Genomic DNA, 25,982 nt, shown 5'->3' on the forward strand with positions numbered 1-25,982 from the left:
GCGGGTCTACTCGGCTGCGTCAGAAGCATCGTCGTTCGCGGCGAATCCTTCGGCGGCGTCGGCAAAGGTATGAAATGCGCGGCGCAAATGGCTGCCCATGACCGCTTCTGCCCATCCAGCATCGCGCGCTCGGAACGCTGCAATCAGCTCATCATGATCGCGCGCGGATTGCTTCAGGTCCTTGGCGGAATAGTGACGCGCCGTGCGCAGCACGACCGGCTGTTCGACCAGCATCGCGAGCACCTGGCCAAGGCGAGGTGATTTCGCAGCCTCGGTGATGATTTCATGGAAGACCCGGTTTGCATCGAGGAACCGCTCGATATCCGGAGCGTCGCCATCCACGGCTTCGTGCAGCTCCTGGTTTACCTGTTCCAATCGGTCGATCTCGTCCTTCGAAAGGCGCTGCGCTGCACGGTTGGCCGCGTGCCCTTCGAGCATCTGACGCAGGGTGAACATCTCGTCGATATCGCCGCGCGACCAGTCCGCCACGAAGATCCGCTTTGACGCATTGCGCACCAGCAGCATTTCGGTTTCCAGGCGGCGCGTGGCCTCGCGCACCGGTGTCCTGCTGACTCCGGCAATTTCGGACAGCTGTTCCTCGGTCACCTGTGCGCCTGGCTCTACTTGCCCGCCGAGCAGGAAACTGCGGATTTTAGCGTAGGCTGTGTCGGACGCCTTGCTCATCGGTTCGAGCCGATTAGGGTCATGCAACGCAATGTGTGGCTGAAAATCATCATTGGCGATCCCGATGCTCTGCAATTTGGCATGCCTATCAATTCTCCTTGACGCAGGCAAATTGTATACAATAGGGCGGGCGCGGGATTGGGGATGAACAGGGCGAGTTTAGGGAGTCCTATCGATGAGAAATGCGAAAACCGTTTTGGCTACAGGCGTCGCGCTTGGAACATTGCTGGCAGCAAATCCGGCATGGGCCCAGGATGCAGCCACCGATGATACGACAGCCAGCGAGAGCGACAACGCCATCATCGTGACCGCCCGCCGGCAGTCGGAAACGCTCGCCGAAGTGCCCAGCTCTGTCACCGTGTTCACCGCCGACACCCTGGAAAAGACCGGGATCGAGCGCGCGGACGAATTCGTTCAGCTGACCCCGGGCGTCACCATCGTGAGCGGCACGGCCGAGGCGGGCGACACCCAGATCAACATCCGCGGGATCAATGGCGCGCGCGATGCGGAAAGCTCGGTTGCACTGGTGGTCGACGGTATACTCAAGACCAACACCGCACAGCTGAACCAGGACCAGGGCGCGCTGCGGCAGATCGAAATCCTCAAGGGGCCGCAAGGCGCGCTGTACGGACGCAACGCCGCGGCAGGCGCGATTGTCATACAGACGCTCAAGCCGGTACGATTTCCTCGAAGCCGGGATCGAAGTCTCCGCTGCCGAGGACAACACCTATTCCGCCAACGGATATATCTCGACCCCGGTGGGCGAGAATGCCGGACTGGTGCTGTCGGGCAGCTATTTTACCACGGACGGGTTCTTCACCAACCGCTTTCTCAATGCCGACGTGGTCGACGATCAGGAAATCTGGTCGGTCGATGGCCGGTTTGTCGTCGATCTCGGCCCGGACACCGAAGTCGACATCAAGGCGCGCTATGCCGACCTGAAGGGCGCTTCGATCAACTACAACACCTCGTTCCACCTGCCCAATTTCGCAGGCGTCGATCCGGCGTTTTTCGAAGATGTGAACGAGCACCCATTCGGCTTCTACGGCAATATCCGTCCGATCAACGAACAGCAGACGTTTGAGGTTTCAGCCAAGCTCGAACACGACTTCGACGCTGTCACGCTGACCGCCTGGGCGCTCTACAGCGATGTCGATCAGCTGCTGATTGCAGATGGCACCTCGGCCGATTTTGCGCGCTTCACGTTCCCTACCGGCACACAGGCATCGCTCGATGCATCGAACGCCTGTTTCGCTTCGACCGCGCAGCTCACCGGCTTTCCGCTCAATGCGCCGACCTTCATCGGTCAGACGCCGATCCCGTTCATTTTTGATCCTGCGACAGGTTCGACCTTCGGCGGTTTCAGCCCGACGACCTGTGACGGCACGCAGTTGCAGATTCGCGAACAGACCGACATCAGCGGCGAAATCCGGCTTGCCTCCAACACCGGCGGACCGCTGCAATGGCAGATCGGGGCGTATTACCTGCATATCGACCGCGAAACCGGCGTCAGCCTCGGGGCTGATCTGGGGCAGGGCGCCTCGCGCGAGCTGTTCAACGCGCCCGGATCATTCAACCCGACCACGCAGCTCTACAACGATGACTTCTCGACCGACGTCTACGCAGCATTTTTTGCCGTCGACTATGAAGTCAGCGACCGCTTCGAGATCGGTGTGGCCGCACGCTATGATATCGAGGATCGCTCCGTAACCAGCCTCGTGCCCAATGCGACCGATCCCTTCACAGGCGGGCCGATCAATCCGGGTCAGTCGTTTGGCCCGATCCCCGACCAGTCGGAGACCTTCCAGCAATTGCAGCCAAAGATTTCGCTGCGTTACGAGCTGGGCGATAACCTCAATCTCTATGCCAACTGGGGCATCGGGTTCAAATCGGGCGGCTTCAACAACCAAGGCTCGGCTGCGATTGTGGACCAGGCATTCAACCAGTTCATCGGCACCAATGTCCTCATCGAGGATCTCTACCGCAAGGAAACGTCGAGCGCGTTCGAAGCCGGCTTCAAAGGATCGGCGCTCAATGGCAATCTGACCTTCGATGTCGCGGGCTACTACACCGAGATCGAGGACATGCAGTTCTTCGAATTCTTCGTTGGCGCCTTTGGCCTGCTCCGCGTTGTTTCCAATATCGACGAGGTCGAGGTTTACGGGGCGGAGGCAAACCTCAATCTCCAAGTCATCGAGGGCTGGGATTTCTTCGGCGCGGTCAATGTCACCGAGAGCGAGATCAAGGAAAACGCGTCCCGTCCCAACACGGTCGGGAACGAATCGCCTTACACCTCGGACTACACGATCAACCTCGGCACCCAGATCGAGGCGCCGCTTTCCGACGCCATGAACCTGCTGGTGCGCGCCGATTACCGCATTACCGGCCCGACATGGTTTCACACGGTGCAGGACGACACTTCGCCGACGCTGTTCAGCGGGCTGCTGCCCGGTTCCGCGCTGGCACTGCCGGCATTCGTGGGCGATGCCGATTATTCGGTGACCGAGCGCGAAGCTTTCGGAGTGCTTGACCTGCGCGTGGGGCTTGAGGGTGATCGCTGGAGAATCACGGCATTCGCCGACAACATGCTTAATCGCAAATATCTCAACGAGGTCATCCCGGCGATCGAGTTCGGCGGATCGTTCATCTCGCCCGGTGGTCGCCGCCGCTTCGGTGTCGAGCTCGGATACGACTTTTAAGGGGGTCGTTCGGGTGAGCGAGACCGAGGACGTAAAGAGCAATTACGCGGGCGTCTTCGAAGGGCGGATAGGGTTCGGGCAGCGCCCGGCTCTTATTCTGATCGATTTTGTCGAGGCGTATTTTGCGCCCGGCAGCCCGCTCTTCGCCGACGTCGCGCCCGCCCTTGCTGCCGCGCTTGAGCTGCGCACTGCGGCGCGCGCTGCGAATGTCCCGGTGATCTATACCAATGTCGAGTTTCATCCCTCGATGCGCGATGGCGGGCGCTTTGCGCAAAAGATCGGTGCGCTTTCCAGCTTCGTGCGCGGCAACCCGCTAGGCGCTTGGCCCAAGGGGCTCGAACCGGACGCAGACGAGCTTGTCATTTCCAAGCAATATGCGAGCGCATTTTTCGGGACGTCGCTGGCATCGACATTGACCGCCAATCGTCATGACAGCCTAGTGATCGCTGGCCTATCGACCAGCGGCTGCGTGCGCGCGACCTGCCTCGATGCCTGCCAATACGGTTTTATCCCGATTGTCGTGGAGGAAGCCGTCGGCGACCGTCATGAAGACGTCCACCGGGCAAACCTGTTCGACATGAACGCGAAATATGGCGACGTCGTCAGCCTGAAAGAGGCCCGTGAGCACTTTGCCGGCCTTGCAGGCGGTTAGCCCTCGCGCAGGACCCTGCCAGCGACAGCATCCAGCTTTGCCATCACTTCCGGGTCATGCTCGTCAGGCGCGGTAATGACCGCATCGTCCAGCGCTGTGTCGATCGGTGACGCCTTGCGCTTTTTCGGCAGGCTCGTGACAAATTTCGCGACCATGTCGCGCGCCAGTTCGCCATTGGCCTCCATCTGCGCGATGACCTGCGCGACATCGACCGCCTCGCCGTCACGCCAGCTATCGTAATCGGTCGCCATTCCGATGAGAGCGTAGGGCAGCTCAGCTTCGCGCGCGAGTTTCGCCTCGGGCATGGCGGTCATCCCGACGACGTCCGCGCCCCATTGCCGGTAGAGCCGGCTCTCTGCGCGGGTCGAGAATTGCGGGCCTTCTATGGCGATGTAGGTCGCTCCAACGGCAGCCTTGCCCTTGCAGGCGGAGATCGCTTTCGCTGCCATTTCGGACAGGCGCGGGCAGACGGGATCGGCCATCGAGACATGGGTGACAAAACCGCTGCCGAAGTATGTGCCATCGCGGCGCGACGTACGGTCGACGAATTGCTCGACCACGGCAAAGCGGCTAGGGCTCTATTTCATCGCGCAGGGACCCGACGGCGGAAATCGCGAGGATGTCGGTGCAGCCAGCCCGCTTGAGCGCGTCGATATTGGCGCGCGAATTGAGCTGCGCCGGGCTGATCGGGTGGCCCCGGCCATGACGCGGCAGGAAACGCACTTTCACATCGCCGAGCGTGCCGCATAGCACTTCGTCCGAGGGTTCACCCCAGGGGGTGTCGATCGCGATCCACTGCTCGTCTTCGAGCCCATCGATATCGTACAGGCCCGATCCGCCGATGATCCCGATACACCATTCGCTCGCCATGTGTGTGCGTGCCCCGTCAGATATTACTTACAGTGCGGCCTTAGGTCAGGTCGAAGCGCTCCGGCAAGGCCTTGCGAATAAAGCCGTCTGCTTTGGTAAAGGGTCCGGCGATGGAGGGCCGCGCCTGCATCCGCTCGAAATGCGCGGCGAGAGCGGGATAATCGTCCAGAGGAGTTTCCGCGACGAGCGAGATCTGCATCAGCGCGCAGGCGACGGTAATATCTGCAATCGACAATACCCCGCCGGCGTAGAATTCCTCATCGCCGAGGGTCGAATCCAGATATCCGAAAATCGGCGGCAATTGCTCCGCCCAGGTTTCGCGCGCCTTGGCGAGGTCGGGCTCCTTGCCCTGGTTCACCGAGAAGAAAATCGGACGGAAGATGCCAAGTCCGCCCGCTGCGGCAAGATTGGTATCGGCGAATTCCTCGATGAATAGCGCGCGGTACGTGTGCAAAGGCGTCTTGCGGATAGAGCGAGGGGGCCGGGTGCTTCTTCTCGATATAGGCACAGATGGCCGAGCTGTCGGCGATGGTGCCGCCGGTGCCCTCTTCGGCGATTGACCGGTCGCGCAGGACCGGAATGCGCTTCATCGGCGAGATGTCGCGGAACCATTGCGGCGGGTTGAACACATCGACCGGCTCAATCTCGAACGCAGCCTCCTTTTCGAGGCATACCGCTGCAACCTTGCGCACGAATGGCGATACCGGACTGCCATAAATCAACAGGTCTGCTTGTGAATCGGTCATCGCTCTCTCCTCTTGGCACCTTGCATAATGCTCATGCCAACCAAGGCAACGTATATGGCGCAACTGATAGGCGATGCAGCTCGCCGCGCCCTGTAAGATCGCTGCGGTATTCACGATTGATTTTCACGCGCGAAGGGCCACTTTCACGTGAGAGAGAAATTCCCCACGAGCTTCGAGAGAGGAAGAGACATGGTCACCCAGTACAAGAACCTGATTAATGGCGAGATGGTCGACACCGGCGAATGGCTGGATGTCGTGAACCCCGCGACCGAGGAGGTGATCGGACAGGTCCCCGCTTGCGGTCAGACCGAGCTCGATACAGCTGTTGCCGCCGCGCGCGCCGCTTTCAAGACCTGGAAGAACACTCCGATCGAGCAGCGCCGCGAAGCGATCATGGCGATTTCCGGCGCGATCAAGGAAAATGCCGAAGAGCTCTACCGACTGCTGACCAGCGAGCAGGGCAAGCCGCACGATCAGGCCAAGGGCGAGATTTATGGCGCGGCCGGGATTTCTGCGGCGCAGTCAACTCTCGAGCTCGAAGAGGAAATCATCGAGGATTCCGACACACGCCTGCACCGGCATCGCCGCGTACCAGTTGGCGTGGTTGGCGGCATCGTGCCGTGGAACTTCCCGGTGATGATGGCCATCCAGAAGATCGTGCCTGCGATGCTTTCCGGGTGCACCATCATCCTGAAGCCATCGCCTTTCACGCCGCTTACAACCCTGAAGATCGCGGAGCTGATCGCGGACAAGGTTCCGGCGGGCGTCGTCAACATCATCACGGGCGAGGATGATCTTGGGCCGATGATTACAGCGCATCCGGATATCGACAAGATCACCTTCACCGGCTCGACCGCGACCGGCAAGAAGATCATGGAGGGCGCCAGCGGCGACCTCAAACGCATTACGCTGGAACTTGGCGGCAACGACGCCTCGATCGTTCTGCCCGATGCCGATCCGAAGAAGGTGGCAGAGCAGCTGTTCTGGTCGAGCTTTTCCAACGCTGGTCAGATCTGCATCGCGGCCAAGCGCGTCTATATCCACGAGGATATCTACGACGAGCTCAGCCAGGCCATCGCCGAATACGCCAAGAATGTGAAAGTCGGCGACGGCGCACAGCAGGGCACGGGCGTGGGTCCGATCCAGAACAAGAAGCAGTATGACCGCGTGCTCGAGCTGATCGAGGACGCAAAGGACAATGGCTACAAATTCCTGCTCGGCGGCGATACCGATCCATCGGGAAGCGGATATTTCGTGCCGCTGACCATCCTCGACAACCCGCCCGAAGACGCGCGGATCGTGGCCGAGGAACAATTCGGTCCGGTCATGCCGCTGATGAAGTTCTCCAGCGAGGAGGAAGTCATCCAGCGCGCCAACAATTCCGAATACGGGCTTGCAGGCGCAGTCTGGACCGCAAACCCGGACAAGGGCGTGGAGATCGCAGAACAGCTCGAAACCGGCACCGTATGGGTCAACGAGTTCCTGCACCTGTCGCCCTTCGCGCCGTTTGGCGGACACAAGCAATCGGGCTTCGGCGCCGAATACGGCAAGGAAGGCCTGAAGGAATTCACCTACCCGCAGGTGATCACGGTCAAGAAGGACAACGTCCCGGCCTGACCCTGACGTTCAAGACAATGAAGATGGCCGCTCCGGGTTTCGGGGCGGCCTTTTTCGTCTTCAGCGACAGGCGTCTATTCGCCTGCGGTCTTGCTGTGCATCTCAAGCCCCAGCGCCCAGCGCCGCTGGAAACCGCGCCAATGCAGAGGCTCGTCATCGCCTGCCATCTTGCCATTGAGCTGCTCGCCGAATGAGGTTTCCCATTCGCTGTCATTCGCGTCCGTGGTTGGGACGTCGAGATAGGCAACCTTATCCGCATCGCCCTTCAAATGCAGGTCGAGAAAGGCGGCGACAAAGTGCTGGTTGATGCCGTTGATCCGGTCCTGCCGCCAGACCGGCTCATTCACAAACTCGATAGCGCGGTAGGGCACATCTTCGCCCTGCTCGAAAGCGTTGCCGACAATGTTGTGGCGGGCTTCGCGGAAAACCAGCATTTTCCGATCCGCGCCGGTCATCGCACCAAATATCCAGCTGATCCCGTCTTCAAAGCCTGACACATCGTCCTGATTGCCTGCGACAATCAGCACTGGCGTGGTCACGTTTGCCAGCGCGTCGGCGCTCCACACCCGGTTGCCGGGCGCGCCGCCCCACGGTGCGAAAGCGACGAGCGCATCGATACCGGCATCCGCGCTGGCTACGGCCTTTACCGGGCCCATCGCTGCATCCGGCACCGAAGAAAAGGGGCCGCTTTCGTAATCGTAGTCTCCACCCGCAGTGGCAATGGCTCCGTATCCGCCCATCGAATATCCGATCAGGCCGATCCGGTCGCTGTCGATCAGCGCATAATGTCCGCTCCCGCCGAGCCGCTTCGGACACGATCTGCTCGATCACCTGCCGCTGATCGAGCGAACGACTTGCGAGCACTTCGGCGAACGAGTGCACGAAATTGGTCAGCCCTTCCAAATTGCGGTCTGCGTGGTCGATCGAGGCCACGACGTACCCGCGTGAGGCGATGTGTTCGGCAAGGTTGCTGAACTGCGTGCTCCATCCGCCAAACCCGTGACTCATGACAACCAGCGGGAAGCTGTCCGCCTCGCCCGTGGCCGGGGCACCGACGAATGCGCGGCCCGCATATTCAAGCGTCACCGGCTCCATATCGGGCGGCGCGATGGTGTGCCGGTAGGTCACCAGCCCCTCCTCGCTCGCCGCCTCCGCAGGGTAATAGAACCGCACCTGCAAGACCCGGTCTTCCCGCTGGACCGAGCCGGTCAGCATTCCGGCTTTGGTGAAGGTCACGCGGTCCGGCAGCGCCATTGCGATTTCCTGTGTGCCCACCGCAAATTCACCGTAGCGGCCAAGCTCGGGCATTTCTCCGGCAGCGCCTTCGTGCATGGTCGGGCTGGCGACGTAGGCGGCGGTGCCCGCGCCGATACCGACAAGGGCAAAAGCGGCAAGGGCGATGCGGCGTTTCTTCATGGTCTGATTTCCGGCTGTAAAACTGGCATTTGCGAGGCTTGCGGCGGAGCGCGCGCCGGTGCACTCATTGCAGCGAATTGCAAAGAGGGGAAGCAATGGCTGCTTCGGTCGAAGACCTTGTGCCGGGATTAAAACGCGCGATGGGGCGTGCTGGCCTTGGTGCGCCGGAAGGGCTGGAGCGGCTGACCGGCGGCGCGACGATGGAGAGCTGGCGGTTCGATGCCGGCGGAAAGGCTTACGTATTGCGCCGCGCGCCGAGCCTCGAATTCATGCACGACCGCCCCTACGGCCACGATGTCGAGGCAGCGGTGATCCGCGCGGCGCGGGCGGCGGGTGTGACCGCGCCCGAGGTGGTAGCCGAGCTTGAGCCTGATGACACAATCGGCTCGGGTTTCGTGATGCGAGCCCTGCCCGGAACGCCGAACCCGAAGGAGATTCTGCAGTTCGACGAGGCCGATGCGCTGCTGCGCGGAGCAGCGCGCGATCTTGCCCGCATTCACTCGCTCGGACCCGGCGATGTGCCGGACGCGGTGCCGGTGATGGGTTACCGCTCGGCCATCGCGGACCTCAAACAGCAGTTTCAGGAGGCAGGCGGCGACCGTCCGATTATCGCGTTGGGCCTGAAATGGATGGAGGACAATTGCCCCGATCCCGTCGATCCCGTCCTGATCCACGGCGATTACCGGATGGGCAATTTGCTGGCCGAACCGGGTAAACTGACCGGAGTGCTCGATTGGGAACTTGCCCATTTCGGCGACCGGCACGAGGACCTCGCGTTCGGTTGCATGGCAGTGTGGCGCTTCCATCGATATGACCGCCCCGCTTTGGGGCTCGGAAGCCTCGAAGACTACTTCGCCGCCTACGAAGCCGAGGCGGGTGTGAAAGTGGACCGCGAGCGCTTTCGCTACTGGCTGATCCACCGAACCGTCTGGTGGGCGCTCGGCTGCCTCAAGATGGCAAAGATCTGGCGCAGCGGCGAAGACCGGATGCTGGAGCGCGTGGTGATTTCAAGGCGGACGAGCGAGCAGGAACTCGATTTGCTGATGTTGCTGGAGGAGGATGCGCCTGAGGAGGAGAAGCAGATTTTGCTTGGACCCGCACTCTTCGAGGGGCCTTCCTATGCGGGCGAAGCCACCGATCAGGAGATGTTGCAGGCTGTGCTGGAGTGGCTCGAAGCCTTGAAGCCGAAGATGGAAGGCCATGACAAGTTTCAGCTTGCGGTTGCGCGCAATGCGTTGGGCATGGTCGTCCGCAGTATGGCGTTTCGACCTGAGGAGTGGGACAAGAAGATTTGCGGTATGATCTTGTCGGGCGAGCTTACTCTCGCTGATCCGCACTTGCTCGCCAAACTGCGCTTTGAGGCGCTAACCAAACTCGAAGCCGATGTGCCCAAGTATCCGTCGTTGGCGGTAGCAAGCGAGCTCTGGCCTGGAATCAAATCAAGAGAATGGGACTAAGCCAATGGACTTCGCAATTCCCGCCGACCTTCAGGCATATCTCGACGAACTCGACGCCTTCATCGAGGTCGAGATCAAACCGCTCGAGCAGCAGGACGACAACATCCGCTTCTTCGATCACCGCCGCGAGCATGCGCGCACGAACTGGGAGGCGGGCGGCTTGCCGCGCGAAGAATGGGAGGAACTGCTCAGGGAAGCTACCCGCCGCGCCGATGCCGCTGGTCACTGGCGCTTCTCCGCGCCCAAGAAGTACGGCGGCAAGGATGGATCGAACCTCTGGATGGCGGTCATCCGCGATCACTTTGCGAGGAAGGGCCTCGGCCTCCACAACGACCTCCAGAACGAACACTCCATTGTCGGTAACTTCCCCTTCGTCGCGATGTTCGACCAGTGGGGGACCGAGGAGCAGAAGCAGGAATTTATCGCCGGCGGCTTCAACCGCGAACGCCGCGTTGCGTTCGGCCTCACTGAACCGCATCATGGCTCCGACGCGACCCACATGGAAACCCATGCCGTGCGCGAGGAGCGCGAGGGCGTCGAAGGCTGGCTCATCAATGGCGAGAAGATGTGGATCACCGGCATGCATGTCGCGACCCACTGTGCAATGTTTGCCCGCACCGGCGGCAAGGCCGGGGATGCGAGCGGGATCACCTGCTTCCTCGTCCCCAATCCCGCCCCCGGCCTCGAGATCGAGGAGTGGATGTGGACCTTCAACATGCCGACCGATCACCCGCGCCTCTCGGTCACAGACGTTTGGGTGCCCGACAGCGCGATCCTCGGCGTGGAGGGGCGCGGCCTCGCACTCGCGCAGAGCTTCGTCCATCAGAACCGCATCCGGCAGGCGGCGTCGAGCTGCGGCGCGGCGCAATTCTGCGTCGATGAGAGCGTGAAATACGCCCGCGCCCGCAAACCCTTTGGCGAGGAGCTCGCCAAGAACCAGGCGATCCAGTTCCCGCTGGTCGAACTGGAAACGCAGTGCGAGATGCTTCGTCTGCTGATCCTCAAGACCGCATGGGAAATGGACAACATGCCGCATGAGGAGATCGAGCGGACGATCTCGGACAAGGTCTCCATGTGCAATTACTGGGCAAACCGGCTGGTGTGCGAAGCCGCCGACCGCGCGATGCAGGTGCATGGCGGCATCGGCTATTCGCGGCACGAACCGTTCGAACACATCTACCGCCACCACCGCCGCTACCGCATCACCGAAGGCAGCGAAGAAATCCAGATGCGCAAAGTCGCGGCGTATCTCTTCGGCTATCTCGGTCCGAAGAAGGGGCAATTCGGTTAGTCGAATTCGGGTTCCGGCGTGTAGGTCTGGTCACGCCGCGCGATGAAATAGAGGCCGGTACCGAGCACAACCAGCACTGCCATCAGCGCAAACGCGGCAAGGCTCGCCTGGCTTGCGGCAAATAACGAATATGCTGCTGCCAAAGCAATGCAGACCCACCATGCCGGCCCGATGGTCTCGGAATGGCCGGCATGTCCCCTGAGCCGAAGAATTACGAACGCGCCAAGCGCCGAGAGCATGACCACCTGGCTGCCAACACCCATCAATTCGGCAAGGAATACGAACCCGCCGCTGAGCGATAGAAGCGCAATCATGCCCGAAAAGAGGTAGATCGCGTAATCGGGAACCTCGCTACGCGGCGACAGGTGGGTCAGCCAGCTGGGAAGCAAGCCGCGCCGCGACATGCCGAACAGGATCCGCGGTCCCGTCATGTAGAAAGTATGCTGGTTCGTCGCGATCGAGAATACCGCAGCGAGCGCCATCATCAGGACTCCGATTTCACCCATCAGCGCGCCGCCCATGGCCGAGAGCGGTGTGCTCGCATCAGACACATCGGGCGCAACCGCGTTGAAGGCGAACTGGACGAACATGTAGAGCGCAATGATCGCCAGCAGTGACTGAATCATGGTGCGCGGGATGGTGCGGCGCGGGTTCTTGATCTCGCCTGCCGCATAGCCATTGGCGATGCCGCCCGCGAAGGCATAATAGACGAGCAGCGCCGTGCTTTCGACCGCGCCAAAAGCTGGCAGCGCGAACTCTGTTGCCACGCCTGCGCTCGCATATCCTATGACGCAAATCAGCAGGATTGGTGTCAGTTTGAGCAGAGTACCGACAATCAAGCCGCCGACCGCGGCCTTCATTCCCAGGATATTGACGAATGTAAGCAGCGCAATCAGCGCCAGCACCGTGACGGAATGGACATTCGGATCGGCAAAGAAAGGAAAGATTGCCGCAAGGTAGGATACGAGAACATGAAAGTTGGCCGCGCGTGAAGCGATGATCGCCAGAAGCAACAGCCAGCCCACTTGAAAACCGGCGCCCGGCCCGAATGCGGCCTGCGCATACAGTTGCGGCCCTCCTGATTGTCGGAACATCGAGGCAAGCTGCGCAATGACCAGCGTGCCGCACCCTACCAAGAGCCCCACGATCAGGATCATCCAAGGCGCGAAACTGCCCAGCGTGCTGTAAAGGATCGCGGGCATTGCAAATATGCCTGCGCCGATCATGCCATTGATGTTCATGAGCGCCGACCCCACCGGGCCGACAGTACGCGGCGGCGTCTTGATCTCGCCTGTGCTGCCTGCGTGAGGCTGCGGCGTGCTTTCAATGTCGATAATCCGTTCCCCCAACAGGAACGCGCCCCGTAGGCCAAGAGGTACGCGAAACCGCAGGACTGTCAAATCCGCTGATCGAAAGCGCACGATCAGCTTCCAATATTGGACCGGCCCATTATGACTGCTTTTCCTCAGCAGGAGAGAGAATACATGCGCCGCCCAATCAGCCGTCCGTCCACCGCCGCACTGCTTGCAGGCTCGATGCTCGCCATGCCGGTACGTCGCTTTTGCCGACGATCATGATGGCGGCAGCGATGGCGGTGCGAGTTGGGATATCTCGGCACCTAAAGGCGCGACCATAGAACAGGTGGCAATCCAGACCGACGAGGGCACATGGATGGATGTCGATGTGTCGCCCGACGGTACGCTCGCTCGCCTTCACCATGCTCGGCGACATTTATACGATGCCGATTGGCGGCGGCACGCCAACGCGGATTGCCGAAGGGCTCGCATGGGAGGTCCACCCGCGTTTCTCTCCCGATGGCAGCCGCATCGCCTTTACCTCGGACCGGGGCGGGGGCGACAATATCTGGGTGATGAACCGTGACGGGTCGGACAAGAGGCAGGTGACGAAAGAGGATTTCCGCCTGCTCAACCAGCCGACCTGGTCGCCCGATGGGCGCTTCATCGCGGCCAAGAAACATTTCACAACGCAGCGTTCGCTCGGCACGGGAGAGATCTGGATGTATCACGTCTCCGGCGGGGGCGGCGTTCAGGTGGTCGAGCGCGCGAGCGAAGCGCTGCAAAAGGAACTGGGCGAGCCGACCTTCGCGCCCGATGGCAGCGCGATCTACTATACCCGCAACACGACCGGCGGAAACACCTTCATCTACGCGCAGGATTCCAACAGCGGCATCTTCGCGATCGAGAGATACGATCTGGATACCGGCGAAGTCACCACCGCCGTTGCCGGTTTTGGCGGGGCCGTGCGCCCCGCGCCCTCGCCCGATGGTCGCGAGATTGCCTTCGTGCGGCGGGACAAGGATCAGAGCCAGCTGTGGATCAAGGACATCGCCAGCGGTGCAGAGCGCATGATCTATGGCGAGCTCGACTTCGACCTGCAGGAAACTTGGGCCGTGACCGGGGTCTACCCGAACATGGACTGGACGCCCGACAGCCGCTCCATCGTGTTCTGGGCTGGAGGAAAGCTGAAACGCATCGACCGCGACGGGACGAACCTTGCCGAGATTCCGTTCACCATCGATGACACCCGCGGGATCGCCGATGCACCGCATCCCGCCATCGAAGTCGCGCCCGATCGTTTCACCACCCGCATGGCGAAATTCGGCACGCTCTCGCCAGATGGCAGGAGCGCCGTGTTCGAAGCCCTTGGCAAGCTTTACACTACGCCAGCACGGAGCGGTACGCCGCGGCTTTTGACCGGCGATACCAGCGATGCGGTCGAGGCGTTTCCAGCGTTCAGCCGCGACGGGCAGCGTCTTGCCTTTGTTCGCTGGACCGATGACGGGCTGGGGGAGATCGTGGTCGCGGGTGCAGACGGACGCAATGCGCGCGCCGTAACCTCGGCGCCCGGGCACTACGCCAATCCAGTGTTTTCCCCCGATGGCCGCACGCTCGCATTCGAGAAACGCGCTGGCGGGTACCTGACGTCACCGGAATATTCCGAGAATACGGGTATCTATACGATGCCGGTAGGCGGCGGCGACGCGGTGCTGGTCAGCCGCAATGGGTCGAACCCGCAATTCGGTGCGGATAACGCCCGCATCTTCATGAACACCTCCGATGCCGGCAAGCTGGCGCTGGTCTCAGCCGATCTCGACGGTGAGGCTGTGCGCACCCATGCGCGCGGCGCGCTCGCCAACGATTTCCGCATCGCGCCCGATGGCCGCACCATTGCTTTCCGGCAGAATTACGAGGTGTTTGCCATGCCGGTCATTCCGGGCGGCAAGCCAGTCGATGTCAGCGAGACGGGCGGCGCTCTGCCAGTAACGAAGGTCAGCGAAGGCGGCGCAGACTATTTCGGCTGGGCGCGCGGCGGCGAGACGCTGTTCTGGTCGATGGGACCGCAATTGATGAGCGCGCAGGTCGCGGACTTTTTCCGTAGCGAACCCAAGGGCGAGGGCGACGAGAGCGATGGCTTCTCTCCGCCTGAAACCGGCATCTCGATGGCAATCAGCGTCAACGCCGACAAGCCGCGCGCCACGGTGGCTATCACCGGCGCGCGCATCCTCACGATGGCCGCCGGACTGGATACGCAAGACGCGGGCGTGATCGAAAACGGGGTGATCGTGATCCAGGGCGACCGGATCGCGGCCATCGGTCCGGTGGAGGAAGTCGCCGTTCCGAGTGGAGCGGTTACGATAGATGCGAGTGGCAAGACTATCATGCCTGGCCTAGTCGATGCCCACGCCCATGGACCCCATGGCACGGGCGATCTGATCCCGCAGCAAAACTGGCTTCTGGTGCAGGACCTGGCGCTGGGTGTGACCACCATCCACGATCCCTCCAACGAGGCCAGCCATGTCTTCGCCTCGGTACGAGCGGCAGAAGGCGGGCGAGCTGCTCGCACCGCGCATTTTCTCGACAGGCGACATCATTTACGGCGCCAAGGATGCGAACATTTTCGCGCGTATCGACACCTATGACGACGCGCTGGCCCATGTCCGCCGGATCAAGGCGCAGGGCGGCATTTCGGTCAAGAACTACAACCAGCCGCGCCGCGAGCAGCGCCAGATGGTCGCGCGCGCGGCGGCTGAAGAAAACATGCTCGTCGTCGCCGAGGGCGGGTCGCTCTTCGGAATGGATATGAACCTCGTCGCGGATGGCAACTCGACCATCGAGCATAATGTGCCAGGTGATGTGTTTTACGAGGATGTGCTGCAATTCTTCGGTCAGTCGAACTCGAATTACACCCCGACACTGACCGTGACCTTTGGCGGGCTCGCTGGCGATCCGTATTGGCGGCAGGCGACCGACGTGTTCGATCATCCGCTGCTCGTGCACACCAGCCCCAAGCACCTGCTTGCATCCTCTGCTCGCCGTACAACCGCGCCCGACTGGGCGTTTGTCGACGATGACGCGGCGCGCGAGGCACGGAAGCTTGCGCAGCGCGGCGTGAAGGTGTCGATCGGCGCGCACGGCCAGCAGGCCGGGATCGCGGCGCATTGGGAAATGTGGAGCTTTGCGCGCGGCGGGATGAGCGCGGTCGAGGCGCTCAAGGCAGGGACCATCGCTCCGGCGCAATCGCTCGGCATGGCCAAGGATTTCGGCAGTCTCGAAGTCGGTAAACTAGCCGACCTCGTGGTCCTCAGCGCAGACCCTAGTGAGGATATCCGCAACTCCGACAAGGTCGAGCAGGTGATGCTCGGCGGGCGGCTGTACGATGCAACAACCATGAATGAAGTTGCCACAGGCGATGCCAAACGCCGCGCCTATTGGTGGGAGGAGTGAGCTATTCGCAAATTGCGGTCCGAATGATCTCCGCCGCATCGGCGGGGTCTTCGAACGGGTGGAAATGGGTGCGGTCGGGCCGGTGCAGATCGGTCCCTTGCGGCATGATCGAGGCCAGCTGCGGCCAGGTTGGCGAGCTCTTGAAATCCTGTAAATCGGTCTGTTTGGCGCGCACGATCAGGGCAGGGATATCGACCTGCCTCGCAGCGTCGTGAATGCCCGCATTGCTCCTGCTTGAGGCATAGACGCTGGCTTCCATTTCCGGGAGGCAGGCAAGCTCAAAGCCCGTGCCATCACCCTTCGGGACCAATCCGAACCGGCAGTAATCCTCGAATACGCGCGGATCGAACAATTCATACGGATCGCGCGATCCGAACCGTTCGATCATCGCCTCGGGACTTTCAAAATCCCGTTTCCTGCGGATTGCGGGATGCGGGGCGTCCGAGGTGTAGAGCTCGGCGTCCTGTGCGTAGAATTCGGGCGCGAGGATCACCGGATCGAACAGCACGAGCCGGCTGAATGCTTCGGGCATGTCGGCAGCGCATTGCAGCAGCGTGTGCGCACCCATCGAGTGGCCGATGCCGACAGCGCCGCGAATTCGCAACTGGTCCAGGAATGCGCACACATCGCTCGTCAGCGTAAGCCAATCGTCGATCGGACCGCCAGTTGACCGGCCATGACCGCGCAGGTCGAGCGAAAGGACGCGGCGGTCCGAGAAGTGCTCGATTATGGCATCCCACTCGCGGGCATGAAAGCCGGTGGCGTGGGCAAACACCAGCGGCGGCTGATGATTTCCCGGCTTCGCGCGCCATTCAAAATAGGCGAGCTTGATCCCATTGACCTCGATCGTGCGCGCGGCTGGCTTCACTTCGGATGGTCCTGCGCGGACATTCAGGCTGCGGGCGCGGGGTCGCCCGCTTTCTGCGTCGGCGCATCGGGCAGGGATACCTTGAGCATGAAAAAGCCCGATAGCGCTGCGACAAGCGATCCGGCCAGCACTCCGAGCTTGACCGCATCGACCTGAGCCGGATCGGCGAAAGCGAGGTTGCCGATAAACAGGCTCATGGTGAAACCGATCGCGGCGAGCAGCGAAAGCCCGTGGATCTGTTTCCAGTTCACGTTCTCAGGCAGGGTCGCAATGCCCGTTTTTACTCCGACATAGGCGAAGCCGAATATACCGACCTGCTTGCCGATCAGCAGGCCGAGCGCAATGCCAAGCGGCAACGGGGCGAGCAGGTCGGATGGCGACAATCCGATCAGGGTGACGCCCGCATTCGCGAAACCGAAGATCGGGATGATCAGGAACGCCACCCAGCTGTGGAGGCCGTGCTCCATCTTTTCCAGCAGCCGCTCTCCAGTGCGAGCGACCATCGGAACGGTCATCGCTGCAGCCACCCCCGCCAATGTCGCATGGACACCAGATTTGAGCACGAACACCCACATCAGCACGGTCAGCAGAGTGTACGGGATGCGCGAGCCGAATTTCAGCCGCCCGATCACGGCAAGCACTGCGAGCGTGATGCCGGCGCCGACAAGCATGTCGATCTTGAGCTCTCCTGAATAAAACAGTGCGATGATAGTGATCGCGCCGATATCGTCGATCACCGCGACCGCCAGCAAGAGCGCCTTGAGCGCGACCGGAACGCGCGGGCCGAGCAGGGATAGAATGCCGAGCGCAAAGGCGATATCGGTCGCGGCAGGGATCGCCCAGCCGTTGATGCTTTCCGGCGAATTCCAGTTGAACGCGACGAAGATCAGCGCCGGGATCGCCATGCCGCCAATCGCTGCGACGAGCGGGAGCGAGGCCTTGTCCCAGCTCGACAGTTGCCCTTCGAGGACTTCGCGTTTCACTTCCAGCCCGATGAGGAAAAAGAAGATCGCCATCAATCCGTCATTGATCCAGAGCAGCAGCGGCTTGTTGATCTCGAAACTGCCATAGGACACGTTCAGCTTCGTCTCGAGCATGCCGAAATACGCGCCAGCCGCAGGCGTGTTGGCGATAACCAGCGCCAGCATTGCGGCGGCGATCAGCACGATGCCTCCGGCGCTCTCCTGCTTGAGGAAGTCTTTCAGCGCAGCACCCACCCGGTCGATCATGGTTCCCGTATCCTGTAAAAGGAGGCGCAGTACGCCAGTCAATTTGTAACGCGTGACAGCGGCGTCCGTGCCCGCAAATCGAGGGCATTGACATGGTTTTTCCATGTCTGCGCCGATTGGCAAGTAGAAACGCACTCGGTCCGCCGCTTTGATTGACAAACAGAAAGCTGTAGGGGAACGCGCGTTGTCATCAGCCGTTTGCAGATCACGTCCCGCCGCGGAGATCCTTTTTTGTCCGACATCCTACCGGCAGACCCGGTCGACCAGACCGAGTTTCGCAAGCTGATGGGCTTGTTCACCACCGGCGTGTGCGTCGTGTCTTTCGGTGAGCAGGATGGCTCGGAACATCCACCGATTTCAGGCATGACCATCAATTCGCTGGTTTCGGTGTCGCTCGATCCGATGCTGGTCAGCTGGAGCTTGCAAAACTCCTCGAGCCAGTTTGAGGAATATCTCGAAGCGCAAAGCTTTGCCTTCAGCATCTTGTCGGTCAGCCAGCAGGTTCTGGCGCGCCGCTACGCCGCTCGCGGAGACACGGCGCTCAACCATAATGATTTCATCTGGACCAAACGTGGACTGCCGGTCGTGCGCGGCGCGCTGGCGACGATCGAGTGTCGCCGGTGGAAAACCTATCCGGTCGGCGACCACACTATCGTGCTTGGTGAAGTGCAGGCGACGGAGGCGGTGGACCCCGCCAGCCATCCGCAAGCGCTCGGCTTCTTCAATGGCCGGTTCTGCCCGGTCGGGGGCTAGGCCGCGCGGCCGGATCAGGCGGTCTTGAGCCTCTCGGCATGCCAGGCGATGTGTTCTGCCATGAAGGTCGAGATGAAGAAATAGGAGTGGTCATAGCCATCCTGCATCCGCACTTTGGCATTGACCCCGGCATCAGGGAGCGCCTGCGAGAGCAGATCGGTTCGCAATTGCTCGTGCAGGAAATCGTCCGCTGTGCCTTGGTCGACCAGTATGTGATCATGCCGCGCACCGTCCTCGATTAGAGCCACGGCATCGTATTTCCGCCAAGCAGCGCGATCTTCCCCGAGATACCGCCCCAACGCCTTTGCACCCCACGGCACGCGCGATGGTGCGGCGATCGGGCTGAAGGCGCTGATCGAGCGAAAGTGCTGAGGGGTCCGCAGGCCGATAGTGAGCGCGCCATGCCCGCCCATCGAATGACCGGTGATGCTTTGCCGGTCCACGTCGGCGGGAAAGCCGGCAGCGACAATGTCCGGCAATTCTTGCTCGATATAGCTGCGCATCCGGTAGTTGGCCGACCACGGTTTCTGTACGGCATCGACATAAAAGCCCGCACCTTTGCCGAAATCGTATTCGTCCTCGGTATCGGGGACATCGTCGCCGCGCGGGGAAGTGTCGGGCGCGACGAAGATAATGCCATGCTCGGCGCAGGCCGCACGGTATTCTCCCTTTTCCATGACATTGGCATGGGTGCAGGTCAGGCCGGAGAGATACCAGAGGACGGGCAAGGTCACGCCCGGTGCGTGATCGGGCACGAACACCGCGAAGGTCATCTCGGTGCCTGTTTCCCGCGAGGCGTGCGAATAGACGCCCTGCACGCCGCCATGGCTGCGAACCTCGGAGACGGTTTCCAGGCCCATTTCAGATATCCACCGGCTTGAACGCGGTGTCTGCATCGCCGGTATTGGGCGTGCCGTCGGCGTCCATCACCAGTAGCTTGACCTCGCCTGCGCGGGCACAGGGGCGATGTTCGACGCCGCGCGGAACGACAATCAGATCGCCTGTTGTCATGCTTTCGGTTCGGTTTCGGAATTCCATGTCGAGGTCGCCTTCGATTACGAGGAACAGCTCGTCTGTGTCTTCGTGGCAATGCCAGTGAAACTCGCCTTCGACCTTGGCGAGTCGCACTTCGTTGCCGTTATAACGCGCGGCGAGGCGCGGAGCCCAATGCTCGGAGAAAAGTGCAAACTTGTCGTCCAGGCAGACTTTCCGGGGCGCGGTTTCCGCCATCAATAGACCACCACGCTGCGGATGCTTTCGCCCGAATGCATCAGGTCAAAGCCTGCGTTGATCTCTTCGAGTGTGAGCACGTGCGTGATCATCGGATCGATCTCGATCTTGCCGTTCATGTACCAATCGACGATTTTCGGCACATCGGTGCGCCCCTTCGCTCCGCCAAAAGCGGTCCCGCGCCAATTGCGCCCGGTGACCAGCTGGAACGGACGGGTGGCGATCTCCTTGCCCGCTTCGGCCACGCCGATGATGATCGATGTGCCCCAGCCCTTGTGACAGCATTCGAGCGCGTCTCGCATCACATCGGTATTGCCGGTGCAGTCGAACGAGTAATCCGCCCCGCCATCGAGCATCTCGACCAGATGCGCGACCACGTCGGAGGTTTCCTTGGGATTGACGAAATCGGTCATGCCGAACTTCTCGCCCCACTCAGCCTTGGCTGGATTGATATCGACGCCCACAATCCGGTCTGCGCCAGCCATCTTCGCGCCTTGGATCACATTGAGGCCGATCCCGCCGAGACCAAAGACAACGACGTTGTCTCCCGGCTCGACCTTGGCGGTGTTGACCACCGCGCCGACCCCGGTCGTCACGCCGCACCCGACATAGCAGGAGGACTGAAACGGAGCGTCCTTGCGGATTTTCGCAACTGCGATTTCCGGAAGGACGGTGAAATTCGAGAAGGTCGAACAGCCCATGTAGTGGTAGATCGTCTCGCCTTTGTAGGAGAAACGCGACGTGCCGTCTGGCATCAGTCCCTGGCCCTGTGTTGCCCGGATTGCGCTGCACAAATTGGTCTTGCCGCTCAAACACATCTTACATTGGCGGCATTCGGGTGTGTAGAGCGGGATCACGTGATCGCCCGCTTCGAGCGAGGTGACGCCCGCGCCCACTTCGCGGACGATACCTGCGCCTTCGTGGCCGAGCGCGCTGGGAAAAAGCCCTTCGCTGTCGAGGCCATCGAGCGTGTAGGCATCGGTATGGCAGATGCCGGTTGCCATGATCTCGATCAGCACTTCGCCCGCTTTCGGTCCCTGGAGATCGAGTTCGACAATCTCGAGCGGCTGTTTGGCTTCGAATGCCACGGCGGCGCGGGTTTTCATGGGGCAAGTCCTCTGTTTCGCAGGGTGTTTTAGGGCGGCATAGCATGGCGCGCGCGGCGTGCGAGAACGAATGCGAAGATGCCTTACATGTCCAAGAGAGCCGCGCCCATTGTGTCTGGCGATCAATCTTGTAATCTGGCGGTAACGAGTGGGGGAAAAATGTCGGACATATTCCTCTCCTATAACCGGGAAGACCAAGCGGTACCGCTGACCTGTTTGTCGAAGGCTTCGAAGCTGCAGGTCTTTCGGTTTGGTGGGACCAGAGGCTGCGCGCGGGCGACGCCTATGACGAGGTTACCGAAGCGGCGTTGCGCAATGCGAAGGCCGTCGTCGTCCTGTGGTCGAAGCGGTCGGTCGCCTCGCGCTGGGTACGGGCCGAGGCTACGCTCGCCCAGCGCAGCGGGTCTTTTGTCCCATGCATGATCGAGGAATGCGACCGTCCGATCATGTTCGAACTCACCCAGACCGAAGACCTCAGCCATTGGCGCGGCAATCAGGACGATCCGGACTGGCGCGACTTTGTTGCTCACGTTCGCGATGTCGTGGGCAAGCAATCTCAACCAGACAAGGCAGAGCAGGAGGCCGCACGGCCTGCTCCGAAAGCGGCAATTCCTCCTGATGAGCCGGCGCCCTCCGTGCCCGTCAGCGAACGCCGACAAATTACCTTCGTCTCCGCCTCGCTCGACGGCGGCGATCAGTTGGTTTCGTCGATCGATCCGGAGGACTGGCACGATTTCCTGACGGACCTGCAGACACTCTCCAAACCGATAATCGAACGCTATGGCGGGCGGGCGACCTGGACGGGGCACTGTCTCACGATCACATTCGGCTTCCCGGTTGCGATGGAGGATGCAGCAAGGCGCGCGATCCGGACCGCCAAGGAATTGCAGTTCGCCGCTGGACAACTCGCATCACCAGGTCGCGGAGCCGACCAGACAAACTGCCAGCTGAATATCGGCGTGCGCGCCAGCGACATGCTGGTCCGGGGCGCAGGCGATAATCTCGAGCTCGTCGGGGACGGCGCTGCCACTTCAGAAGCCGCCCGCGATCGGGCAGATCCCGGCAGCATCGTGGTCACCGCAGCGATCAGATCGATGGCGTCCGCCGCGTACAGGATGGAGGAGATTGCCGACACCCACCACGGGCATCCGCTGTTTCGCGTGACCGGCACGGCCCGGGATACATCGACACGGCGCGATTGGGATACAGGAGAACAAACGGCCTTCGTCGGACGTGAGGACGAAATCGCGCATCTTCGACGGCGCTGGAGCCGCGCGCTCGATGGTGAGGGCCAATTCGTCCTGGTGCGCGGTGAGCCGGGTATCGGAAAATCGCGTCTAATCGATCATTTCGAAAGCGAGATCGAAGGCACAGAGCACACGTCCTTCACGCTTCAGGGGTCTTCGCTATTTCCCAACACGCCGTTCTATCCGCTCGCAAAAATGATCGAGTATGCGACCGATCACGGGAATGGTAACACTCAGGAAACGCTTTCGAGACGGCTCGAGGAACTGGGCTTTCCGCCTGAAATCGAGCCCGCCGTGGCTGCGGTGGTCGGCATCGGTTCGGATGCCGATCCGGCATCGGCCGTCACCATCGACGCTCAGCGACCCCATCTGCTGTCTTCGCTCGCCAATTCGGTTTTCCAATTGTCCGAGCGCAGCCCAGTCGTTCTCTGGCTGGACGACCTGCAATGGTTCGATCCCTCGACCCTCGAACTCGTGCAGATGCTGATCGAACAGGGTGATACCGAGCGCCTTATGGTTCTGGGCACCGCTCGGCCCGAATTCGAACTCCCCTGGTCGGAAAGGGACCATCACAGCCGCATCAACCTCGCACGGCTTTCCAACTCCGATATCACAGAACTGATCGCCGAGGCATCGGGCGACGCAGAAATCGGCGGCAAGACGCTTGAGGCCATTCTCGAAAAGGTCGACGGCGTCCCGCTGTTTGCCGAAGAACTCGCAAAGCTCGCCTCCAGCACTGAGGGGAAGGGTAATCTCGGTAAGTTACCGCCGACCCTGCGCAGCCTGCTGGCCGCGCGAATGGACCGGCTCGGTCCGGCTCGCGGTCTCCTGCAGGTCTGCTCGGTTCTCGGCGCGTGTCCCTATCAGGTGCTTTCATCGATGGCGGACATCGACACGGGCGATCTCGACAAGCAATTGCGGCAATTGACCGAGGAACAATTGCTCATCGTGCGCGGCGCGCCGCCCAATTCGAGTTACAGGTTCAAGCGCGCTCTGCTGCAGGACGGTGCCTATGAGACCTTGACGCGCAAGGCCCGGCAGCAGCTCCATGAACGCGCCGCGACAACAATCCGCGATCAATTTCCGGACATCGCCGAGCTCGAAAAAGAGCGCCTTGCCACCCACTGGACACGGGCGGGCAAGACCGAGGAAGCTGTGGCGGCATGGCTGGAGGCAGGCAAACGCGAATTCACACGCGGGGCGAGCAGGGAAGCTGCGGCGCATCTCAAGAAGGGGCTCGGACTGGTCGGCGACCTCCCAGAAGGGTCTGAGCGCGACCGTCAGGAAATGGAGCTGTGGAGCGCGCTCAACAATGCTCTCCAGCAATCGCTGGGCTATTCCAATCCGCAAACCCTTGAAGCTGCCGACAAGGCGAGCGCGCTCGCCAAGAAGCTCGGCTTGCTCAGCGACGTCATCACCAGCGAGGTCCAGCGCTGGCGCGGCACGGTCAATGCCGGGAACTATAAGGAGGCTGACGAGGTCGCGGCCCGCATCAATGACCTGGCGGGGCAACTTGGCACAGACGAACAGCCTGGATGGATGCCGTTTTTCTCCGCCAACGCGCTGGTGCAAACCGCGTATTACAATGGGCGGCTGCGCGATTTCGAGGAACCCTACGCCGAGCTGGAACATCTGTTTGGCCAGCATGAGGGCATGGTCAGCGTCAATGACGACGTGGTTGCGATGGGCGTTGCCAGCCTTGCCGCATGGGCGGCCGGGCGATCGCCTCTGGCGCGGCAGCGCATTGCCCAGACCATCGAAGTCGCCGAAGGCAACGGCCAGCCCTACGCAGCCGCGGTCGCGCACCATTTTGCCGGAACGCTGATGGCATTCGACCGCGACATGGAGGAGGCGCGCAGGCACACCGAACGCGCGCTCGAAATCTGCGACACGAACGAGATCGAGTTTATCGGCCAGTTGGTGCGCGCAAAGATCGGCTGGTTAAGCAACGATGCCGCGCCGTCTGCGCAAAACATTACTGCGATGCGTGAAATTCTCGAGGCGATGGTCGCGCTGAATGGCCGGGTCGGCCTTGTCATCAACATGAACCGGCTGGCCATGGCGCTCGAGGCCCGCGAAGAATTGGACGAGGCCTACACGGCCGCCTGCGAAGCGCTGGAAGCGAACCCGCAAGAACGGATCGTCCGGCCCGAAACGTTGCAGATCAAGGCGCGGCTCGAGGAAAAGGTGGGCCGGCCAGACGAAGCCGAGGCAGATTTCAAGGCGGCAATCGATCTGGCCGGGGAAACCGGCGCGGCGGCGTTCGAGCTATCCGCGTCAGCCGAATATGCGCGTTTTCTCCAGAGATCGGGGCGGCATGGCGAGGCCCTCGCGATCATTCGCGGCGCAATCGAGAATTGCCGACCCGAGATAGACACACCGGCGTTGGCCGATGTTAAAGCGCTCCAGGCCGAGCTTGCGGACGTCTCTGTCTAGCGGCCCGAAAGCTCGCGCGTGTAATCGACGAGCGTCATCAGGCCTTGCGGATTTTCGGTGTGGACCTGCGCTTCCCATTTCGCATCCTTGGCAAGCGCGTCCAGATGGCACTCCGCATCGGGCAGGTGTTTGAGCATGCGCTCCTTGATCGCCTGAAGGTCTGCGTCGCTCGGGTTGTCCCGGCAAAATTTCTCGCAGATTTCCTTGTCCTGGATGGCGAGGGCTGCCGGCAAGGTAAGGATGCCGTCGCGCAGGTCTTCCTCCCCTCCCCCGCCGAGCGATTCGAGGCCCTTCACATCACCCACATCGTCGCAGCCGTGGTAGAGCATGCCGATCAAGCGAGCAAGATCTGCGCAGGCTATCATCCCGGGTCGCAAGGCATGCGCATGTCTCGAACATCGAGCCTGTGTCCTCGCCCGCAATCTCTTCCCAGTCCGAGACGCCAAGTGGCTGGCGACGCAAGCGCCACTGCGCGCATTCGGCCACCCCGAGCCGGCGCAGAAGGTCAGCAAACAAGCGAATGTCGTGCGGGTCCTCGGCTGACATCGTGAACCCGTCCGCGACGATATAGCCCGACGCCATTAAGGCTGGCAGCATCCCGAACTTCGCATGGAGCGTCGCCTTGCTGCGGCGTTCGTCCGAATGATCGAGGATGTCGTCGATGACGAGCGACATGTTGTGCATCATCTCGAGCACAGCGGCAGAGCGGATCATGGTGTCGGGGATCGGCACATCGCCATGGACCGCGCGGTAACAGCCGAAAATCGTCAGGGGACGGAAATATTTCGACCCGGCCACGAATTGCCAGTCGAACAGCGGCTGCATTTCGGGCGAGGCTTCGCTGATCCAGTTATCGAGCAGCGTGCGCAGCCGGTCCATTTCCTCGTCGAAGCCCAAATTGCTGACGATACTCGCGGTTATCGTGTCCAAAAATTC

Annotated in this window: 19 protein-coding genes and 4 pseudogenes; 9 read left to right on the forward strand and 14 right to left on the reverse strand. The window is 61.4% G+C overall.

Annotation, left to right across the window (positions count from 1 at the left end; translation table 11 throughout):
- Positions 1-6 precede the first annotated feature (6 nt).
- The gene (locus tag AC0L39_RS01985) at positions 7-684 is read right to left on the reverse strand and encodes a GntR family transcriptional regulator (protein ID WP_473260331.1); all 678 of its coding nucleotides are present in this window, start codon (positions 682-684) and stop codon (positions 7-9) included.
- A 175-nt stretch (positions 685-859) separates the two neighbouring features.
- Here AC0L39_RS01985 and AC0L39_RS01990 point away from each other — a divergent pair.
- From AC0L39_RS01990 to AC0L39_RS02000, 3 genes and pseudogenes are all read left to right on the forward strand, one after another.
- Positions 860-1,276, forward strand: a pseudogene (locus AC0L39_RS01990) (TonB-dependent receptor plug domain-containing protein); the annotation flags it as partial.
- 61 nt (positions 1,277-1,337) lie between these two features.
- Positions 1,338-3,383: a TonB-dependent receptor gene (locus AC0L39_RS01995; RefSeq protein WP_473260333.1), complete on the forward strand. Its 2,046-nt coding sequence runs from the start codon at positions 1,338-1,340 to the stop codon at positions 3,381-3,383.
- A 13-nt stretch (positions 3,384-3,396) separates the two neighbouring features.
- Entirely contained in the window at positions 3,397-4,035 is a 639-nt protein-coding gene (locus AC0L39_RS02000) for an isochorismatase family protein (protein WP_473260334.1), read from the forward strand.
- Here the strand turns inward: AC0L39_RS02000 and mtnP are convergent.
- From mtnP to AC0L39_RS02015, 3 genes and pseudogenes are all read right to left on the reverse strand, one after another.
- Positions 4,032-4,905, reverse strand: a pseudogene (mtnP, locus tag AC0L39_RS02005) (S-methyl-5'-thioadenosine phosphorylase). The gene AC0L39_RS02000 and the pseudogene mtnP overlap by 4 nt on opposite strands.
- Before the next feature lie 40 nt (positions 4,906-4,945).
- Positions 4,946-5,359, reverse strand: coding sequence for a glutathione S-transferase family protein (locus AC0L39_RS02010; RefSeq protein ID WP_473260336.1), 414 nt, complete (start codon positions 5,357-5,359; stop codon positions 4,946-4,948).
- 82 nt (positions 5,360-5,441) lie between these two features.
- A pseudogene (locus AC0L39_RS02015) lies at positions 5,442-5,651 on the reverse strand (glutathione S-transferase N-terminal domain-containing protein); the annotation flags it as partial.
- A gap of 189 nt (positions 5,652-5,840) precedes the next feature.
- On the opposite strand from AC0L39_RS02015, the gene AC0L39_RS02020 reads away from it, so the two are divergent.
- Positions 5,841-7,268: an aldehyde dehydrogenase family protein gene (locus AC0L39_RS02020; RefSeq protein WP_473260338.1), complete on the forward strand. Its 1,428-nt coding sequence runs from the start codon at positions 5,841-5,843 to the stop codon at positions 7,266-7,268.
- Between the two features lie 74 nt (positions 7,269-7,342).
- Here the strand turns inward: AC0L39_RS02020 and AC0L39_RS02025 are convergent, their stop codons facing one another.
- Entirely contained in the window at positions 7,343-7,807 is a 465-nt protein-coding gene (locus AC0L39_RS02025; RefSeq protein WP_473260340.1) for a hypothetical protein, read from the reverse strand.
- The gene (locus AC0L39_RS02030) at positions 7,752-8,684 is read right to left on the reverse strand and encodes an alpha/beta hydrolase (protein ID WP_473260342.1); all 933 of its coding nucleotides are present in this window, start codon (positions 8,682-8,684) and stop codon (positions 7,752-7,754) included. Before AC0L39_RS02030 ends, AC0L39_RS02025 begins: the two co-directional genes overlap by 56 nt.
- A gap of 95 nt (positions 8,685-8,779) precedes the next feature.
- Between AC0L39_RS02030 and AC0L39_RS02035 the strand changes: the two genes are divergently transcribed.
- Entirely contained in the window at positions 8,780-10,141 is a 1,362-nt protein-coding gene (locus tag AC0L39_RS02035) for a phosphotransferase family protein (protein ID WP_473260344.1), read from the forward strand.
- Between the two features lie 4 nt (positions 10,142-10,145).
- Positions 10,146-11,432: an acyl-CoA dehydrogenase family protein gene (locus AC0L39_RS02040; RefSeq protein WP_473260346.1), complete on the forward strand. Its 1,287-nt coding sequence runs from the start codon at positions 10,146-10,148 to the stop codon at positions 11,430-11,432.
- Here the strand turns inward: AC0L39_RS02040 and AC0L39_RS02045 are convergent.
- Positions 11,429-12,781: an APC family permease gene (locus tag AC0L39_RS02045; protein ID WP_473260348.1), complete on the reverse strand. Its 1,353-nt coding sequence runs from the start codon at positions 12,779-12,781 to the stop codon at positions 11,429-11,431. The genes AC0L39_RS02040 and AC0L39_RS02045 overlap by 4 nt on opposite strands.
- A 259-nt stretch (positions 12,782-13,040) precedes the next feature.
- On the opposite strand from AC0L39_RS02045, the pseudogene AC0L39_RS02050 reads away from it, so the two are divergent.
- Positions 13,041-16,177 (forward strand): annotated as a pseudogene (locus AC0L39_RS02050) (amidohydrolase family protein).
- A gap of 1 nt (position 16,178) precedes the next feature.
- Here the strand turns inward: AC0L39_RS02050 and AC0L39_RS02055 are convergent.
- Together AC0L39_RS02055 and nhaA are read right to left on the reverse strand one after the other, a co-directional pair.
- Positions 16,179-17,045, reverse strand: coding sequence for an alpha/beta hydrolase (locus AC0L39_RS02055; protein WP_473260349.1), 867 nt, complete (start codon positions 17,043-17,045; stop codon positions 16,179-16,181).
- Positions 17,046-17,068: 23 nt separating this feature from the next.
- Positions 17,069-18,274 carry a Na+/H+ antiporter NhaA gene (nhaA, locus tag AC0L39_RS02060; RefSeq protein ID WP_473260351.1) on the reverse strand — a complete coding sequence of 402 codons (1,206 nt, stop codon included), beginning with the start codon at positions 18,272-18,274 and terminating at the stop codon, positions 17,069-17,071.
- A gap of 231 nt (positions 18,275-18,505) precedes the next feature.
- On the opposite strand from nhaA, the gene AC0L39_RS02065 reads away from it, so the two are divergent.
- Positions 18,506-19,027 (forward strand): flavin reductase family protein, encoded by a 522-nt coding sequence (locus tag AC0L39_RS02065; RefSeq protein WP_473260353.1) that lies wholly within the window; start codon positions 18,506-18,508, stop codon positions 19,025-19,027.
- Between the two features lie 14 nt (positions 19,028-19,041).
- Here the strand turns inward: AC0L39_RS02065 and fghA are convergent, their stop codons facing one another.
- From fghA to AC0L39_RS02080, 3 genes are read right to left on the reverse strand one after another with little or no spacing between them, the layout of a single operon-like run.
- Positions 19,042-19,887 (reverse strand): S-formylglutathione hydrolase, encoded by an 846-nt coding sequence (gene fghA, locus AC0L39_RS02070; RefSeq protein WP_473260355.1) that lies wholly within the window; start codon positions 19,885-19,887, stop codon positions 19,042-19,044.
- 1 nt (position 19,888) lies between these two features.
- Entirely contained in the window at positions 19,889-20,257 is a 369-nt protein-coding gene (locus AC0L39_RS02075; protein WP_473260357.1) for a cupin domain-containing protein, read from the reverse strand.
- Positions 20,257-21,363: an S-(hydroxymethyl)glutathione dehydrogenase/class III alcohol dehydrogenase gene (locus AC0L39_RS02080; RefSeq protein ID WP_473260359.1), complete on the reverse strand. Its 1,107-nt coding sequence runs from the start codon at positions 21,361-21,363 to the stop codon at positions 20,257-20,259. Before AC0L39_RS02080 ends, AC0L39_RS02075 begins: the two co-directional genes overlap by 1 nt.
- Positions 21,364-21,629: 266 nt before the next feature.
- Here AC0L39_RS02080 and AC0L39_RS02085 point away from each other — a divergent pair, with 266 nt between their 5' ends.
- Entirely contained in the window at positions 21,630-25,046 is a 3,417-nt protein-coding gene (locus AC0L39_RS02085; RefSeq protein ID WP_473262465.1) for an AAA family ATPase, read from the forward strand.
- Here AC0L39_RS02085 and AC0L39_RS02090 read toward each other — a convergent pair.
- Both AC0L39_RS02090 and AC0L39_RS02095 read right to left on the reverse strand, forming a co-directional pair.
- Positions 25,043-25,375, reverse strand: coding sequence for a hypothetical protein (locus AC0L39_RS02090; protein WP_473260360.1), 333 nt, complete (start codon positions 25,373-25,375; stop codon positions 25,043-25,045). The two genes, AC0L39_RS02085 and AC0L39_RS02090, sit on opposite strands and share 4 nt — an antisense overlap.
- Positions 25,344-25,976, reverse strand: coding sequence for a polyprenyl synthetase family protein (locus AC0L39_RS02095; RefSeq protein ID WP_473260362.1), 633 nt, complete (start codon positions 25,974-25,976; stop codon positions 25,344-25,346). Before AC0L39_RS02095 ends, AC0L39_RS02090 begins: the two co-directional genes overlap by 32 nt.
- Positions 25,977-25,982 lie beyond the last annotated feature (6 nt).

This window comes from Erythrobacter sp. K21-9, from assembly GCF_055808355.1.